The following is a 17,771-nucleotide window of genomic DNA, read 5'->3' on the forward strand; positions in this document are numbered from 1 at the left end:
CCCTGAAACCCGAAGACAAGAAGGCACTATTTAATTCCTGTTTTCTACTCTACCCCGGAAAGGGAGCATTTTCCCTCAGCGCTGGGCTAGCACTTATCTCTGAAAGAATGGAAAATTATTATAATCCCTTTAAAAACTAACTAAACCCAAAGGAGACGGGTATATTTGGGGTGGAGAGGGGGATTGTCTTTCCTTGCGTGTTGCTATAATTGTTTAAAATAACTGTTTGTTCCAAATGGAATCCTCGAGTTTACTCTTCTAGGCACAAAAGTCCCTGCTTTATGCTTTTGTTCGTTGGTGTTTCCACATCATGTAGCGATAGCGAATCGTGCAGCCGATGCAATATCCTAATAGGGCAGATGCTGATGCTAAGACCACCATTAAACTAAATAAATAGCCTGCCCAAGAAATTTCTATTGTGAAAAAGACAATGGATAAGCTAATGCAAATCGTAGCAATCCATTGATTGAACAATTGCTGTGCCTTATCCTCCGGCGGATATTGATAGGTCGGCTTTCTCAAAAAATGCTTTCCAACCCGAATGATTGGGTTGTTTTTGGTCAGAATCGTGTATAGTCCAATTATAAGTGGTATAAACAAAAACCCCCACTTCAAGACTAAGAATAATGAAAGAGGTGGGGTATGAAGAATTCCCCCATTGATGGAAGTCTCTCTTTATTATACAGTGTTCTTAAAATGATTGCTAGGAGCAACGCAGTGGACACGTGAAAAGTAAATGAATGAAATTGAGTAAAACATTAGACGGATAGTAATAGCTTTGCTATGATAGGAATACATCTAAAATGACAACGTTTTCCTAAAACCTCAAGACATCAACTTCCTTAACTTCACAGATCTAACCTTTGAATTCTATCCATATCAATACCAACTATAATAGACACTTCGTTATTTCCTGGGAAATAAAAATTTAGAAAGAAAGGACTGTCTGAATGAACGGTTTTGCTTTAGGTCAGAAAGATCCCAGAATCCGAGAATATGTCACACCAAAAAAAGTAATTTGGAAATCGGAAAATTCTAATGCGGAAGTGGAAGAGGAGGAACTTTTACTAGAAGGTCGAGATGGACAATTACTTATTAATCCAGAAAAGCCAGTCGTAATGCACCATAAAGATAAGACACCTGGAATTTTGTTGGATTTTGGAGTGGAACTCCATGGAGGTATTCAATTAGCGATTTGGAATTGTGTTAAGAATGGTGAGTTAATCAAAACGACTAAAGTACGAATCCGGTTTGGTGAGTCGGCAATGGAGGCTATGAGCGATATAGGCGGTGAAACAAATGCGACAAATGACCATGCCATGAGAGATCAAATAGTAGATGTTAGTTTTCTTGGCATGAATGAATTTGGCAATACAGGGTTTCGGTTTGTACGTATTGATTTATTAGAAGAGGATTGTATGATGCAAATAAATAGTATAAGAGCTGTTTTTTTACATCGAGATCTTTCAGCGAAAGGCTCTTTTAGATGTAGCGATCCTTTATTAAATCAAATATGGGATACGGGTGCATATACCGTTTATTTAAACATGCAGGAATACTTGTGGGATGGTATTAAACGTGATCGAATGGTCTGGATTGGTGATATGCATCCAGAAGTTTCCACCATTCAAACTGTTTTTGGTTTTCATGATATCGTTCCAAAGAGCTTAGATTATGTTCGTGATCGAACACCACTACCTGATTGGATGAATACTTTCCCTAGTTACTCTGCTTGGTGGGTTATTATTCAACATGATTGGTATATGTACACAGGGGATCTAACGTATTTGAAAAATCAAAAAGGCTATTTGCTGCCGCTGCTTGATCAATTTTGTAACCATGTGAAGGATGATGGGACGAATACCGCACCGAACCCATTTTTAGATTGGCCATCTCATGATAATCCAGAAGGTGTCCAATCGGGGATACATGCTTTATTGTACATGGCTCTAGAAAAAGGGGCGAAACTTTGCAGTATATTAGAAGAAGAGGAAGCCTCCCATATATATTGGTATTTTGCTAACAAGCTAAGTCAATATAAGCCACATCATGCAAATAGTAAACAAGCAGCAGCATTGTTAACATTAGCAGGTATGCTAGAGCCGCACCAAGCTAATCAAGATGTATTAGCGGTTGGAGGTGCAAAAGGCTTTTCTACGTTTTATGGGTATTATATGTTGCAAGCTATAGCAGAGGCAGGAGATGTGCAAGGAAGTTTAGATGTTATTCGCGAGTATTGGGGAGGTATGCTGCAGTTGGGGGCAACCACTTTTTGGGAAGATTTTAACATTGAATGGATGGAAAATGCAGCAAAAATTGATCAATTAACACCTCCAGGGAAAATAGATGTGCATGGTACTTATGGTGACCACTGCTATGTAGGATATAGACACAGCTTATGTCATGGTTGGGCATCAGGACCAACTGCATGGTTAACCGAATATGTATTAGGTATCAAAATAAAAGAAGCTGGCTGTAAAGTAATAGAGATCGAACCCAATCTTGGAGATTTGAATTGGGTAGAAGGGTACTTTCCTACACCGTACGGCCAACTATATGTGAAACATGAAAAGCAAGTAGATGGAACGATAAAAACAAATATAGATAGTCCGGAAGAGATAAAAATTATATAAAAAAGAGAGGTTGAATAGGATGACAAAAGGCAAAAGATGGGCACCGGAGCAGAAGACGTTTCAGGATCGTTTTACAAATGTGGAAATCACTCAATTAACGGATTATACTGGTCATAGCCATCATTTATATTTTACAGAAAATGGTTGGTTTGATGGTGGAAAGAAGTTATTGTTTTGCTCTGATAGGAATAATAAAACAGATTTATTTTATATAGATATCCCATCAGGGGATATCATGCAACTAACCGACCATGACCAAACTTATGGGAGTCTGTCCCCTTGTTTACATCCTGATGGGAAAAAAGCTTATTTTCGCAGAGGATATCAGATTTTTGAAATAGATTTGAATACATTTAAAGAAGAGCTTCTCTATGAGGGACAAAAAGATTTGATCGGAGGGAATTTAAACTGTACAGCCGATGGGAAACATCTAATTACTTGCATACGTGAGGATTTTTCTGACCAATTTCAAATAGATTTGAAAAATGGCTATATCGGCCATCAAAAATTAATGGAGGCAAGGCCAAAATCACAAATCTTAAAAATATCGTTAGAGGATAAGAGTGTTACAGTGGTGTATGAAGAAAACCAATTTATCACCCATATTAATACTTCACCAACCAATCATCAGCTGATAACGTTTTGTCATGAGGGTCCTTGGCATTTAGTTGATCATCGTATCTGGGGTTTAAATCTTGAAACCAAGGCAGCGTGGAAGATTCGTGAGCGAAAAGAGGAAAAAGAGATGGTCGGTCATGAATACTGGCATCCAGATGGCGAAACCATAGGGTATCACGGTTTTAGGAATAATGGAATCGCCTTCTTTGGCAAAATAAAATATGATAATACGGAAGAGAAAGAACAGGAGTTTCACTTCCGAAACTGGCATGCCCATTCTCATTATTTTGAAAAAGTAGTCGTTGATGGAAGAGCGCCATCAGATAAGTTGGTCATTTGGGAGAAAAAGGGTGACGGGTTTACGAACCCTAAGCTTTTGTGTGAGCATCGTTGCAGCTTTCATGTTCAAAAGGTTCATGCTCATCCACAATTTACGCCCAATGGAAAGAAATTATTATTTACGAGCGATCGGAATGGTTATGGGAATATTTATATAGTAAATCTACCAGAAAGTTTGAATGATCTACCAGATTATCAGCCAAATGAGTAATGAAAAACACTACCACAAAAGCATCATGATTCTGCTTTTGTGGTAGTGATGGCTGTTTGTTTTATATAAAGATAATAGATGCCTAAAGCGAGTATCGATAAAATGATTCCACTAACAAAAGGAAGGTAGATGGCTAATCCATATAATACTCCCCCTAATGGTGGGCCTATAATCCTTCCGAGCGAATCAAAGGAAGATAACATACCCGTTACTTGTCCATATCCTGTTGTAGCTTTTTTAGTTAAAAGAGAGGAAACACTTGGTCTAATTAATCCATTTCCAACACCAAAAATTGTTAAAAATAACGCGGCAGTTAAAAAGCTGTTGACAAATAAAATCATCATAAATCCAATCGCAGAAGTGATTAAGCCTATCTGAATCACCTGACCTTCACCGAACCTTTTCGTCATTCTACCAACAAGGCCACCTTGTACTAATGCACCAGCTAGCCCCATGATCATAAATATATAACCGAGTTCGACTGTGCCAAGTCCTACTTTATCAAAAGCAAAGTAGGCAAAGGTTGCCTCTAGTCCAGCAAGTGATACCGATACAACCCACTGTAAAACAAATAAGTGAGCTAAAGGAGTACCAAGTGCCTGAATGATAGATTGACGCTGTTTCATGCTTGACTCGTGACTAATAGAAAGAGATTCTTTCAGAAATAGAAAGACAAGCAGTAATGTTAATATGGAAGATCCTCCTGCTAAATAAAAAGGAATGGCTAGATTTTGTTCTGAAAAAACACCGCCAATAGCAGGACCAAATATAAATCCAAGCCCGATGGAGGCACCAATAATCCCCATCCCCTTGCTACGGTCTTCTTCGTTTGTCACATCTGCCACATATGCCATGACGGTTGGCATATTGGCTGCAGATAGAAAGCCTCCTATAATTCGAGCTGCAAATAATACCCATAGTTGAGCAGCTATAGCCATCATAAAAAAAGAAATAGATAATCCTATAATACCGAGCATCAATACAGGTTTTCGTCCTATTCGATCTGAGATTTTCCCCCACATTGGTGCAAATAAAAATTGCATAAGCGAGTAAACTGCCATAAGTAAACCTAATTGAGTCGGGGAAGCACCAAGCTCCTCTGCGTAAAATGGAAGAACTGGAATAATAATCCCGAATCCTACCATAACAAGGAACATCACGGCAAATAAAATGGCTAACACCTTTTTAGAATTCAATGGTTTCTCCTCCGTAAAAAATCTGTTCATACTTTATTTTGATCATTTAGATGTAAATAATGCAGCTAATTCTGATGAATGAGTGATTGTATCATCAGGCAGCCATTCAGTGTCCGGTTTTTCTCTAAGTCTATGATTCATCCATATGGCTTTCCAACCAACTTGTTTTGCTCCTATAATATCATTTTCGTATGAATCACCAATATATAGTGTGCTGTCTTTTTCTAAATGAAGCTTTTCCTCCACATGGTAAAAAACAATGGGATTAGGCTTAGAATGACCAATATCCCCAGATACAAAAATATTTTCTTCTGCAATCCATTTGGAGATTCCCAATTGCTTCACTTTCATCATTTGATGTTTTAACTCTCCATTGGTTAAAATCGCCAATTGTAAGCCGTCTTTTACAAACTTATCGAGTAAATCCTTCCATTCAGGAAAAAGCGTTATCTGCTGTTGTTGTCGTAAGTATACCTCTTGAAAAGTAACGGCCTCTTCATATGACATATCTATTCCGAATTCTTTACATGCTTGTGTAATGCGGTAGGTTTGTAATTCTAAAGCAGTAATTTCTCCGCTCATATGTTTTTCAAAAACTTCGTCACTATATTTCCTGCTAGTTAGATATAAATCTGCTATTTTTTCAGCTGGAAAGTCTGGGTCTAATTGTTGCTTCACCGTATTTTGGAAAGGTTGTAATTGATCATATAACGTATCGTCCACGTCAAAAATGATAGTCTTCATAGATAGCCTCCGTTTTTTTGTTTTAAATGATAAAGAGAGACTTTCATCAGTGTTATCCCTCATTTATGATTAGCGAAACTTATCAGGGTGCTAGTATCCGTTATCCCCCACTTCTACTTCTTTCATTATTCTAAGTCTCGAAGAGGGTCTTACGGACGATTGTTCACCGTGATAAATATTTAAACGTATGCAATAAAATGATGACACAAAATAAGAAAAATAACAATCTTCTTTTTCTTAATCCAAGAGATTGGTTATGCAAAAGAATCCTAGTGAAAACGTACTAGTAAAAATTAGTTCATTAGAAATAATCATTATAACAGATTGCATTTTTCCCTTTTATGATAGAGGAAGAACGTGGTAGAGATATCTGGTATAAATGATAAGGTCTTGGTTATAGAAGGTAATCATTATAACAGGAGTTTACATATCCTTCTTTGATACCCAAAAAATAGTTGATATACTTTTGAATGATAGGACAGGCTAAGGGAAAACCCTTTTGCCTGATCAAACATGAAAGGAGGCAGATGTATACTATAAATGTAATCGCTTGCTAAAGTGAGATTTATTACATTTCATTTACCAAACTCATTTATTTGTCGCCAAATCAAACTAAGTTGGACAGGAGGAAAAAAATGAAAAGGTCTTTTTATGTATTTCTTGTCTCTATCCTTGTATTTTCTATACTATCAATTCCTGTATCTCCCGTAATAGCTTCTTCAGCAAGTTTCGGATTACAGGCGGAAGCGGGAGATGGTCAAGTTCAATTAAATTGGGATATCTTAAACAATGAGGATGCAAGTACGATTCTGTTTGTTGGTACAGGTGTAGATGCCGATGATAAAACGATAAAGCATCTGGAATCCAATGGTTATAACGTTGATTTTATCAAGGATAATGAAGTGACGTCCGAAGATGCAATAGGATATGACCTTGTATTTATCGGGGAATCATCTAATTCATCCAACATTAATACGAAATTTATGGAAACAGAAATCCCTGTTGTATATGCGGAACCGTATGCATTAGATGATGTGTATTTAAGTGAGATTGAGTCAGGTAAATTTGGAAGTTATGGTGATCAAACATCTATTCATGTCGTAGATAGTGACCATCAGTTAGCAACAGATTTACAAGGTGAAGTGGAAGTGTATTCTCAAGAAGGGAATGTAAATTTTGGTACTCCTGGTGAGGATGCTGACGTAATTGCTACAGCAGCGGACAATGAAGATTTAGCTACAATTTTTGCATACGAAAAAGGTGCCCATAATATTAATGGAGACCCAGTTCCAGAGAGAAGGGTGTCAACCTTTTTATTCGCAGGGCAAGAGGACTATATGACATCGGAAGGCTGGCAATTAATTGATGAAGCAGTTAAGTGGGCTTTAGGAGAATCTGATGATTCTATCCATATTCTATTTGTCGGAAATGGTACGGAACCAGATTTTAAAACAATAGATCGAATAGAATCAATCGGATATGGTCAATTAAAATTGGATCATCAACTTGATAATGAATTTATTTCAGAAGACGCTGAGGGGTATGATTTAGTTTTTATTGGAGAATCCTCTAATTCAAGTAATATTGGGGACAAGTTAAAAGATGCTGAGATACCAGTAGTTTATGCAGAACCATATGCATTAGATGATGTAGACTTAACTAGCAAAAATTCTGGAGAATTTGGTAGTTTTGAAGATCAAACACACCTAAACATCGTAAATAATAATCATTCACTAGCAGCAGAGTTAAGTGGGGAAACAGAGGTATATACGCAATCTGGAAAGGTGAATTTCGGTATTCCTAGTGACGATGCTACCGTTATTGCAACATTGACGGAAGATGAAACGAGAGCCACCATTTTTGCCTATGAAAAAGGAGCAAAAGATGTAGAGGGCAATCCAGTTCCAGCAAAAAGGGTTTCTACTTTTCTTTTTGCAGGACAAGAGGATTTTACAACAGATGAAGGATGGAGTTTAATAGAAGAATCTATACTTTGGGCATTGGATATAGATCGTGACGAACTAGCACCAGAAACAACATATTCTATAAAAAGAAGCACTCAGTCTGATGGCCCATTTGAGACGATTGCTACAGGTATTGCTGATAATAAGTTTACGGATGATGAAGTGGACAATGGAGTAACCTATTATTACTCGGTGTCAACAGAAGAGGAAACATCTGAAGTGGTAAGTGCTTTACCAATGGAACCTTTACCAAACCCTGCAAATGTGACGGCACAAGGCTTTCATGAAAAAGTAACACTTGACTGGGAGGCAGTCACAGACGCTACATCTTACACTGTAAAACGCAGCTTAGAACAAGGGGGAGATTTTAAAGTAGTTGCTGAAGGTGTGACAGAAACAACTTATACCGATGAGAATTTGGTGAACGGCACGGAATATTTTTACATCATTCAAGCAGTGAGTGATAAGACGGAAAGTGTAGATGGGGAAGCGATATCTGCTATTCCCAAAGATACTAGACCAGTGATTACCATAGACCAAGACAGTAGGTATGTTTCTGATCCTGATTTTGAGATCACTGGAAAAGTAGATAAAAAAGCTGCTGTTGAAGTAAATGGTGAAGCTGTTGAATTAGATCAAGATTTCAGTTTCCAAACGAGTGTTTCGTTAGAACTAGGTGAAAATCACATCCTTATTGAAGCAGTAGATGAGGATGGAGAGAAGGCGGAACCAATTGAATTACATGTTACGTATGATATTAAGAATCCTTCACTTAACCTAAATGAAATAGAAGGAGAAAAGAGAGGAAATGCCTATCAATCGATTTTTAATCCTTATCCAGTTTCAGGGCAATTAAGTGAACCAGGTACAGTAGTAGTGAATGATCAAGAAGTGAAGGTTCAAGGAAGTGATTTAAACTTCTATGTGGAGGTAGAACTGGAACCTGGAATGAATGACATCACGGTAAAAGGATTTGATCTAGCGGGTAACCCATCCAATACGGAGAGTTTCCAAGTTATTTCGAAAGGAAATGCTGTTCCACCCGGGCCAGTAGAGATCATTAGTACTGTTGTTACCGATCCTAATACGATTGAAATAACATTTAATAGTAAATTGGATCACCTAGACTTAAACGATTTGGAATTATTATCAGCAATGGGAGATTGGGAAGAGCAAAACCCTAAATTAACTCAAAATCTTTCCATTAAAAATACAAAGATGAGAATAAATAATGAAAAACAAACCGTAGTAGAAGTAGAAACAAATGAAACGATTCATATGGATGGAACCATTGATCGAGAAAAAACAGAAGATCCCCATCGCGTTCCATTTCTAAAAGCGTCTTATTATTCAAATGACCTAGAGGAATCTATTAAACAAGCAGACCACCTGTTAACATGGCAAATGGATCATGGAGGTTGGTATAAAAACTGGTCTGATACGAAATATACACGTGAATGGGATGGACAAGAACCGAAGTCAGATCAATTTACGTTTGAGAATGGGGAATTAGGAACGATAGATAATAATGCCACAACTAATGAGATTCTTTTTTTAGCATTGATGTACAAGGAAACAGGCTATGTAAGATATAAAGAATCTGCTTTAAAAGGTATTGATTATTTGTTAGAAGCACAATATAATACAGGCGGCTGGCCTCAAGTATATCCATTATCAGGAGGGTACCATGATTATGCAACCTATAACGACAATGCGATGATTCGTGTGATGAATGTCTTGCAAATGGTTGCTAATAAGGAATACCCATTTAATACAGATTTAGTCCATGATGATTTAATCGTGGCTTCGAATGAAGCACTGGATCTAGGATTAGACTATATCCTTCAATCTCAAATTGAAGTAGATGGGAAACTAACGGCTTGGGGACAACAGCATGATCCGGAAACATATCAGCCAAGAGAAGCACGTTCCTTTGAACATCCATCAATTTCTGGTATGGAATCAGCTGATATTGTGCAATATTTAATGGCATTGCCAAATCAAACGGAAGAAGTTCAGACAGCTATAAATGCTGCGTTAGATTGGTATGAAGAGGCCAAAATAGAAGGGGTAAGGTATGTATCCGGCGATCCAAACAATACCTACTTTTATGAAGATTCAGAGAGTACGATTTGGTATCGTTTCTATCAAATTGGTACGAATAAACCAATTTTTTCAGGCCGTGATGGCATTATTAAGCACGACATCATGGAAATTGAAGAAGAGCGAAGAAATGGCTATCAATGGGCTGGTGAATATGGAAAAGACATCTTAGAAATATCACAAACAACCGGTTATTATGAAGATCGAGCATATATAAGAGTGGTAGACAATCAATCTTATAATACAGCTGATCAAACATTAGAAGTGGGGGCATTGCACAGAATCGAAGAAGCTAAAAAATAATGTATATAAGCTTTTGACTTAAATAGAAACGGGTATGTTTATATAATGGGAAAACATACCCGTTTCTTTGTTACCGTATCAGAATTTATATACGTGTTACCGATGAAGTGAATTCGACGTAGAGACCACGATGAGGAAGATAGATAAGGGCAACTACGTCTCTGACTTCGCCAAAGGCTCGTCAATCGACGAGTTTTCTTTATAATTAATTGAAAATAAATCGAAATATTGTTAAAATTATCACAAAGTATGAAAGACTATGTGTGACTGGCGAGATGCGGAGAACCGCAAGGGAGCACATAGTAACGATAGCCGCTCGCCTGGGCAAAGGTAAGGATGATATTCCTTACCTCTTTCTGTTTAAAATTAGATAAGGAGTGTGGTTCATTTGAAACGCGTTTATAATTTTTCAGCAGGTCCATCAATGCTTCCCTTACCAGTATTAGAAAAAGCCCAAAAGGAGTTACCTGATTACCGAGATTCCGGCATGTCTGTTATGGAGTTAAGCCACCGCTCTGGTTTATTTACGGATATTATCACAGAGGCAGAAAGTTTACTAAGAGACTTGATGCAAATTCCTGATCAGTATAAAGTGCTATTCCTGCAAGGTGGTGCTTCACAGCAATTCGCTATGGTGCCAATGAATTTGTTAGTAAATAGTGGCAAAGCAGAATATGTAAATACAGGTTCTTGGTCTAAAAAGGCAATTAAAGAAGCAAAGAAATTTGGTGACATTAATGTGATTGCTTCTTCAGAAGATGAAAACTTTACTTATATACCGAAAATTACACAGGATATGATTGATCCAGAAGCGGATTATGTACATATCACGACAAACAATACAATTGAGGGAACAACTTTCCGAAATATTCCAGATACAGGAGATGTCCCACTTGTAGCAGATATGTCTTCTAATATTTTATCTGAAGAAATCGATGTATCGAAGTTCGGTATTATCTATGCAGGCGCTCAGAAAAATATTGGACCAGCTGGTTTAACCGTTGTGATTGTTCGCGAAGACCTTATTGGCAAAGCGAAAGAAACATGCCCTACCATGTTAAATTACCAAACACATAGTGAAAGTGGCTCTCTTCACAATACACCGCCAACTTTCGCCATCTATATGGCAAAATTAGTTTTCGAATGGTTAAACGAACTTGGCGGATTGAAAGAGATGCAAAAGCGCAATGAGAAAAAAGCACAAATGCTTTATGACTTTATTGCAAAATCAGACTTTTATGCATCTCCTGTTAAAGAGGACAGCCGTTCGATTATGAATATCCCTTTTGTTATTCCAGATTATGATGTAGATGCAGCGTTTGTTAAAGCGGCACAAGAAGAAGGCTTAGAGACGTTAAAAGGTCACCGTTCTGTTGGTGGAATGAGAGCAAGTATCTATAATGCCATGCCTGTGGAAGGTGTCGAAGCGCTTGTATCATTTATGGAGAAGTTTGAAAAAGAAAATAAATAGGACAGACTGAGAAGAGAAAGTGGTATGGTATAATGATCATACCACTTTCAGCATTGCAAAAAGATGGAAAAGTAAATCTAGAATTACAAAAAAACTTCTGGGGAGCGTGGCATGCTAATGTGACGGACAAGCATGAAGTGCAATGGTTGTTAAATTACGCCGAGGAATAATAGTCTTGATAATTGACTCAACTGACAGATAAAATCATAATACTGACTTATAAATCAGAAAAAGTGCCCCCCATTTCTCCAAAACTGAAAAGTAAAAAAGCTTGAAAATGTTTGGACATTTTCAAGCTTTTTTCTATCCTCCATATTCCCGAACGGCATCTGTTGTTAATTCAATACCGCCGCGAGCGGTTTGATAAACCGTAACATGCACGCGTTCCGCTTCAACTGCCCACATCACATCATCAGCAATCTGCGCTGCAAGTGACTCACAAAAAGCCCCATGATCACGATAGGACCACAAATAAAACTTAAGCGATTTAGATTCGATACATTTATTTCTCGGCGTATAGTTAATCTCCACTTGTCCGAAATCTGGCTGCCCAGTTTTCGGGCAAACAGCGGTAAACTCTTGAGCTCGAAATCGTATATTTTGAACATTTGGTGCATCAAATGCTTCTTGTTTCAATACTTCCCGCCCTTCTGCCACACTATTCGGCCGTGGCATTGGCCCGGAACGTGGTAAATAATAATTTTCTGACATCATCTATTCCCCCCTTAGTTTTGGTAAAGCAGGATGGTTTCGAACTGCTATTCAACTATTTTACTAAAAAGGAATTATAACAGAAACCAATAGAAAAGCAAAATAAGGTAGGCTGGCAATTTCTATCAAATAAGTAAATATGCTGTTATAATCCCGATCGCACCAAATAGAAAAGAATAGGATAGATTATAATACGTGATATAATACGGACTTTGCTTTAAACTCATCGAAGTAATCGTGACAACAAGTCCGTATGTTCCGATTGGCACGGTAGATACACCACTTGTCACTAGTATCACCGCAAGGCTTATGGGACTTAAGATATCGATTAACATCGAAGAAATACCACCAAGCACCCCCATAGTAGCAATGGGGTGTACTCCGAACATACTCAACACAATAAAAAGCAATTGAATCATAATTAAGATTAAAATCGGATAATCCGATACCATTACAACAGGCTTTTGTATAGCCATCAAGGCAGGGGATTCATTTAAACTATTCGTAAAAAAGGCAAGCGTCACAAACAATACGATAAAATTATGCATATTGTTGACACTGCTTTTCCATTTATTCCAACCAATTATCCAAAAGCTTTTACTTCTTTTAATCAAATAAGCCCAAACCGTCGCAAATGGGAAAACGAGAATGGTCACAATAAAAATAAACTCCAGTTCAAACACATTTCCTAATAAAATCACTAGTAATAAAAAGGTGATTAATGCGGTTGCCAGCTGAATGATTTTTGATCGATTTTGATTGTTTTGCTGATGATTTCCAGTTTCTTTTTCTCCAGATTGCGGATAATCATATTTTTTAAAATAAAACTTTCCCCACAAACTGTCTATTACATACATGAATATGGTAATCATTACAAGCCATGGCAAAACTTCAGCAAAATTAACACCAGTAATAAATATCGACATAGCAAGCAGTACTTCTAATGGACTCCATGGAAGTGCTAATGAATAACCTCGCAATGTTGTCATCATAATAAACTTATTGGCAATTTTCCGTTGGATCGGCTTTAAATTATCTACTAAAACGTCTTGTGCAATGGTAGCCGAAGAAACGTTTAAAAAAGCAGTTAAAGACATCATAGCTGTCGTGCTGCGTTGGTACAAAGAGCCGAGATGTTGTACATTTCCCCGTAAAAGGTGCTGCAACAATTTATCAAACCGTCCAGCCGTCACCACACTGTTCATCCAAGGTAAAAAAGCTAGTAATGTTAATAAGGATAAGTTACCTGCAAGCATTGGCGGAAGTTGTGCAATTTTCATGTTAGTTGAATAAAAGAAAACAGCACCTATTATTAAAAAGGCAAGCCCTAGTATCTGAAATAGCTTGGATGCCTGGCGAAAACTAATTACTAACATCATCAAAGCAAGGATGCCTAAACCATATAGTAGTGTTTGATTAGGATAAAAAACGGAAATGATATGTAGTAAGAAGACAGCTGAAAAAAAAAGATACAGATGCTTCATTCTTAACCTTCTTTCTAAAAAATACTTCTACTATCATATCAAACGTTGTCCATTATCGCACGAGTTCTATTTAACAAATAATTTCAGATTCGCGATATTGATTGGAATTGATTATAATTGAATATTAGTGATTGACAATGATTATTTATGATTGTATACTTTCTGTAAGCGATTCAATCTGATGTCAGATCTGTATCATGGAGGCTAACCGATGTTAACTATTGACAGACATGAAATAATATTAGACATCCTAAGAGATCAAGAAACCGTTTCTGTTAGACAAATTTGTGATGCTACAAATGCATCGGAATCAACCGTAAGAAGAGATTTAACAGAACTGGAGAAAAAACAACTAATTAAGCGAGTTCATGGTGGTGCCTCTTTATTAAAGAAAAAGCGCGATGAACCTACCATTCTTGAGAAAAATACGAAATTTCAAAGAGAAAAGAAAGCCATTTCTAAAAAAGCTGTTAGTTTCATTGAAGAAGGGGACTCTATTTATTTAGATGCTGGTACTACAACGATGCATATGATTCCTTTTTTAAAAAATAAACAAGTCGTTGTAGTCACCAATGGTATACCGCATGTTCAAGCATTAATTGAACATGGGATCGAAACTTATGTGATTGCAGGAAAAGCTAAGTCAGGGACAGCTGCTTTAACCGGAACTAAAGCAGTCAAATCTATTCAAGAGTTCCGTTTTGATAAGTGTTTCTTAGGGATGAATGGCATACATCCAAAACAAGGGCTTACGACACCGGATCCTGAAGAAGCAAATGTCAAACAGGCAGCACTGCAACAAGCGCAATCTTGCCATGTACTTGCCGATCCCGCGAAATTTGGCGAAGTTTCTTTTGCTGAAGTGGCACAGCTTCATCAAGCTACTATCATCACGACAGACGGAGTATCAGAAGGACAGCAAGCAGAGATAGTGAAACATACATCATTGGAGGTCGTTCCGTTATGATTTATACGGTGACATGTAATCCGGCAGTGGATTATGTTGTACGATTAGAAAATTTAGATTTAGGAGAACTTAATCGTAGTCAAGCAGATTATAAAGAAGCAGGAGGAAAAGGAATTAATGTATCCCGAGTGCTTGCCAGGTTGGGTGAAGAAAGCACGGCATTAGGATTTATTGGCGGGTTTACAGGCACTTTTATTACTGATTATTTATCGAAAGTAGGTATCCGTCATCAATTTGTTTCTTTAGAAGAAGATACACGAATAAATGTAAAGTTAAAAGCTGATGGAGAAGAAACCGAAATCAATGGGAAGTCCCCAGAGATTACCAACGAAGAGTATCAACATTTGCTTCGTCAGCTAAAAGAGTTAAAAGAAGGGGATATCGTTGTCTTGGCTGGCAGCCTGCCTAAGTCATTACCTTCGAACACCTATCAATCGATTGTATCTCAATTAAATGACCAAGGCGTCACAGCTATCTTAGATACTAGTGGTGTACCTTTGAAGGAAGCAATTCAAGCTAGTCCGGCTTTTATTAAACCAAATCACCATGAGTTGGCTGAATTAATGGATGAAGCAGTGCAAAATGACCAAGATGTGATTCGTCTAGCAAAAAAGTTACGTGATACGTATCATATTGATCATATTCTCGTTTCGATGGCTAAGGATGGTGCGATTTATATAGGAGAGGCAGGCGTATGGAAACTGCAAGCACCAGAAGGTAAGGCCATCCATTCAGTAGGAGCAGGTGATTCTGCTGTAGCTGGATTTATTTATAGATGGCAGCAAACGAAGAATGCAGAAGAGGCATCCAAATATGCAGTAGCAGCTGGAAGTGCCACTGCTTTTTCTAAGACGCTTTGTACTAAAGAAGAAGTGGAGTCGTTGTTAAGCCAGGTTTCTGTCGAAAAATATTAAAGAAAAGGATGAGGGGCTATGAACATTACAGAGTTATTAAAGCAAGACATTATGCTGTTAGATGTCGAAGCTAATTCTAAAGAAGAAATTATTCAAGCCATGGCAGACAAACTAGACAAGGCTGGGCGCTTGGATGATAAAGATCAATTTATTAAAGCTATTTGGGAAAGAGAAGATCAAAGCAGTACAGGAATAGGAGAAGGTGTAGCCATTCCACATGCGAAAACAAGTGCGGTAAAAACGCCTTCTATTGCCTTTGCTCGCTCCCAATCTGGATTAGACTATGATTCATTAGATGGGCAGCCAACTCATTTGTTCTTTATGATTGCAGCAAGTGAAGGAGCAAATGATGACCATTTACAATCATTATCAAGATTATCGACACTTTTAATGGATGAGGATTTCCGCTCTCAACTGATGAATGCAAACTCTACGGAAGAAGTGGCGAAAATTGTCGATCAAAAAGAAACAGAAAAACTAGGTAAAGAAGAAAGTGAACAAGCAGCAAGCAAATCGGGGCAAGAAGGTCCAGAAATCCTTGCTGTGACAGGTTGTCCAACTGGTATTGCCCATACGTATATGGCGGCAGATTCTTTGAAAGATAAAGCAAAAGAACTCGGCGTATCGATAAAGGTAGAGACAAACGGTTCTGACGGTGTGAAAAATCGTTTAACGGATGAAGAAATTGCTAATGCCAAAGCGATTATCGTTGCAGCGGATACGAAAGTGGAAATGGACCGGTTTGATGGGAAGCCAGTGTTAAGACGAGGTGTAACAGATGGTATCCGCAAACCAGATGAATTAATTGATACTGCATTAAAAGGCGAAGCACCTGTATATGAAGGTGATGGAAATGGTGCAAGTACTGGTTCAGGCGGAGGTCGTACTGGATTTTACAAGCACTTAATGAACGGTGTTTCAAATATGCTGCCGTTTGTTGTCGGTGGTGGTGTTCTTATTGCCATAGCATTCTTTTTTGGTATTGAGTCGTTCGATCCTGAGAGTGATCAGTATAATGTATTTTCAGAAGCATTAATGAACATTGGTGGAGATCACGCCTTTGGTTTAATGGTTGCTGTATTAGCTGGTTTTATAGGTATGAGCATTGCAGATCGTCCAGGTTTTGCTCCTAGTATGATCGGTGGCTTTATGGCAACAACTGGTGGTGCTGGTTTCCTTGGAGGTTTAATCGCTGGTTTCTTAGGTGGTTATGTTGTAGTCCTTGTCAAAAAGCTTTTAGCAGGCTTACCGAAAGCTTTTGATGGCATAAAAACGATTCTATTTTATCCTGTCATCAGTATTTTTGTTACTGGAATGTTAATGTATTTTGTTATTATTGAACCTATTGCAGCTTTAATGACAGGTTTAGAAGCATGGTTAGGAAATATGAGTGGTGTCAATGCATTGTTACTTGGACTTATATTAGGTGGTATGATGGCCGTTGACATGGGTGGTCCAATTAATAAAACAGCTTTTACATTTGGTATTGCGATGATTGAAGCAGGTAACTTTGGTCCGCATGCAGCAGTAATGGCAGGTGGTATGGTACCGCCATTAGCATTAGCGCTTGCTACAACATTCTTCCGTCATAAATTTACGAAAGAAGAGCAAGATGCAGGAAAAACAAATTATGCACTAGGGTCGTTTTTCATTACTGAAGGGGCGATTCCATTTGCAGCAGCTGATCCAGGCCGTGTTATTCCTTCTATTATTGTAGGTTCAGCAATTGCAGGAGCATTGTCGTTAGTCTTTGGCATAGGCTTACCTGCTCCACATGGTGGTCTGTTCGTTATTCCGACTGTAGAAGGAAGTGCGATCATGTACATTATCGCTATTTTAATCGGATCGATCGTGTCTGCCCTAATGATCGGCCTCTGGAAAAAACCATTAGATAAAAAATAAACCATGAAAAAGCGAGTGCCCTAAAAGGCACTCGCTTTTCGTATATAAAATCGTTCGTAATATCCATAAACTGCGCAGTAACCTATCAATATTTTCCTCCCTCTCGTTTAAAGATGAGTGCTTAATCGTCGCTGCGGAAAAACACCGGGGGCAGCACCTCAGCCTCCTCACTCACCAAAACCGTTCGCTGTGGGGTCTTCGGAAGCTGCTC

13 protein-coding genes and 1 riboswitch are annotated in these 17,771 nt (G+C 38.0%); of the genes, 8 read left to right on the plus strand and 5 right to left on the minus strand.

Annotated features, from left to right (window positions below; all coding sequences use genetic code 11):
- Positions 1-279 precede the first annotated feature (279 nt).
- Entirely contained in the window at positions 280-615 is a 336-nt protein-coding gene (locus GHD00_RS19915) for a DUF4395 family protein (protein WP_276208294.1), read from the minus strand.
- Positions 616-950: 335 nt separating this feature from the next.
- Here GHD00_RS19915 and GHD00_RS19920 point away from each other — a divergent pair, with 335 nt between their 5' ends.
- Positions 951-2,633, plus strand: coding sequence for an alpha-L-rhamnosidase-related protein (locus GHD00_RS19920; protein WP_163539944.1), 1,683 nt, complete (start codon positions 951-953; stop codon positions 2,631-2,633).
- 19 nt (positions 2,634-2,652) lie between these two features.
- Positions 2,653-3,801, plus strand: a complete 1,149-nt coding sequence (locus tag GHD00_RS19925) for an oligogalacturonate lyase family protein (RefSeq protein ID WP_163539945.1) — start codon at positions 2,653-2,655, stop codon at positions 3,799-3,801.
- A gap of 23 nt (positions 3,802-3,824) precedes the next feature.
- Here the strand turns inward: GHD00_RS19925 and GHD00_RS19930 are convergent, their stop codons facing one another.
- Both GHD00_RS19930 and GHD00_RS19935 read right to left on the minus strand, forming a co-directional pair.
- A complete protein-coding gene (locus GHD00_RS19930) occupies positions 3,825-4,997 on the minus strand; it encodes an MFS transporter (protein WP_163539946.1) in 1,173 nt (390 codons plus the stop codon).
- A 42-nt stretch (positions 4,998-5,039) separates the two neighbouring features.
- The gene (locus tag GHD00_RS19935) at positions 5,040-5,741 is read right to left on the minus strand and encodes an HAD family hydrolase (RefSeq protein WP_163539947.1); all 702 of its coding nucleotides are present in this window, start codon (positions 5,739-5,741) and stop codon (positions 5,040-5,042) included.
- Between the two features lie 635 nt (positions 5,742-6,376).
- On the opposite strand from GHD00_RS19935, the gene pelA reads away from it, so the two are divergent.
- The 3 genes from pelA (at position 6,377) to GHD00_RS19950 (ending at position 11,752) form a co-directional block, all read left to right on the plus strand.
- Positions 6,377-10,111: a pectate lyase gene (gene pelA, locus GHD00_RS19940; RefSeq protein WP_163539948.1), complete on the plus strand. Its 3,735-nt coding sequence runs from the start codon at positions 6,377-6,379 to the stop codon at positions 10,109-10,111.
- 253 nt (positions 10,112-10,364) lie between these two features.
- Positions 10,365-10,444, plus strand: a riboswitch (ZMP/ZTP riboswitch).
- 55 nt (positions 10,445-10,499) lie between these two features.
- Positions 10,500-11,582 carry a 3-phosphoserine/phosphohydroxythreonine transaminase gene (gene serC, locus GHD00_RS19945; protein ID WP_163539949.1) on the plus strand — a complete coding sequence of 361 codons (1,083 nt, stop codon included), beginning with the start codon at positions 10,500-10,502 and terminating at the stop codon, positions 11,580-11,582.
- Between the two features lie 32 nt (positions 11,583-11,614).
- The gene (locus GHD00_RS19950; RefSeq protein WP_205600802.1) at positions 11,615-11,752 is read left to right on the plus strand and encodes a VOC family protein; all 138 of its coding nucleotides are present in this window, start codon (positions 11,615-11,617) and stop codon (positions 11,750-11,752) included.
- Positions 11,753-11,885: 133 nt separating this feature from the next.
- On the opposite strand, the gene queF is transcribed toward GHD00_RS19950, so the two are convergent.
- Together queF and GHD00_RS19960 are read right to left on the minus strand one after the other, a co-directional pair.
- The gene (queF, locus tag GHD00_RS19955) at positions 11,886-12,293 is read right to left on the minus strand and encodes a preQ(1) synthase (RefSeq protein WP_163539950.1); all 408 of its coding nucleotides are present in this window, start codon (positions 12,291-12,293) and stop codon (positions 11,886-11,888) included.
- Between the two features lie 125 nt (positions 12,294-12,418).
- Positions 12,419-13,777: a hypothetical protein gene (locus GHD00_RS19960; RefSeq protein ID WP_163539951.1), complete on the minus strand. Its 1,359-nt coding sequence runs from the start codon at positions 13,775-13,777 to the stop codon at positions 12,419-12,421.
- 211 nt (positions 13,778-13,988) lie between these two features.
- On the opposite strand from GHD00_RS19960, the gene GHD00_RS19965 reads away from it, so the two are divergent.
- From GHD00_RS19965 to GHD00_RS19975, 3 genes are read left to right on the plus strand one after another with little or no spacing between them, the layout of a single operon-like run.
- Positions 13,989-14,744: a DeoR/GlpR family DNA-binding transcription regulator gene (locus GHD00_RS19965; RefSeq protein WP_163539952.1), complete on the plus strand. Its 756-nt coding sequence runs from the start codon at positions 13,989-13,991 to the stop codon at positions 14,742-14,744.
- Positions 14,741-15,658: a 1-phosphofructokinase gene (gene pfkB, locus GHD00_RS19970; RefSeq protein WP_163539953.1), complete on the plus strand. Its 918-nt coding sequence runs from the start codon at positions 14,741-14,743 to the stop codon at positions 15,656-15,658. The genes GHD00_RS19965 and pfkB overlap by 4 nt, the downstream gene beginning before the upstream one ends.
- An 18-nt stretch (positions 15,659-15,676) precedes the next feature.
- Entirely contained in the window at positions 15,677-17,560 is a 1,884-nt protein-coding gene (locus tag GHD00_RS19975) for a PTS fructose transporter subunit IIABC (RefSeq protein ID WP_163539954.1), read from the plus strand.
- Positions 17,561-17,771 lie beyond the last annotated feature (211 nt).

Source organism: Gracilibacillus sp. YIM 98692, assembly GCF_010993965.1.
GTDB lineage: Bacteria > Bacillota > Bacilli > Bacillales > Amphibacillaceae > Gracilibacillus.

Bases quoted from the DNA above. Each gene is read 5' to 3' on its own strand.
- GHD00_RS19920 (WP_163539944.1), top strand. From the start codon at position 951: ATGAACGGTTTTGCTTTAGGTCAGAAAGATCCCAGAATCCGAGAATAT.
- GHD00_RS19925 (WP_163539945.1), top strand. From the start codon at position 2,653: ATGACAAAAGGCAAAAGATGGGCACCGGAGCAGAAGACGTTTCAGGAT.
- GHD00_RS19935 (WP_163539947.1), bottom strand. From the start codon at position 5,741: ATGAAGACTATCATTTTTGACGTGGACGATACGTTATATGATCAATTA.
- pelA (WP_163539948.1), top strand. From the start codon at position 6,377: ATGAAAAGGTCTTTTTATGTATTTCTTGTCTCTATCCTTGTATTTTCT.
- GHD00_RS19950 (WP_205600802.1), top strand. From the start codon at position 11,615: ATGATCATACCACTTTCAGCATTGCAAAAAGATGGAAAAGTAAATCTA.
- queF (WP_163539950.1), bottom strand. From the start codon at position 12,293: ATGTCAGAAAATTATTATTTACCACGTTCCGGGCCAATGCCACGGCCG.
- GHD00_RS19960 (WP_163539951.1), bottom strand. From the start codon at position 13,777: ATGAAGCATCTGTATCTTTTTTTTTCAGCTGTCTTCTTACTACATATC.
- GHD00_RS19965 (WP_163539952.1), top strand. From the start codon at position 13,989: ATGTTAACTATTGACAGACATGAAATAATATTAGACATCCTAAGAGAT.
- pfkB (WP_163539953.1), top strand. From the start codon at position 14,741: ATGATTTATACGGTGACATGTAATCCGGCAGTGGATTATGTTGTACGA.
- GHD00_RS19975 (WP_163539954.1), top strand. From the start codon at position 15,677: ATGAACATTACAGAGTTATTAAAGCAAGACATTATGCTGTTAGATGTC.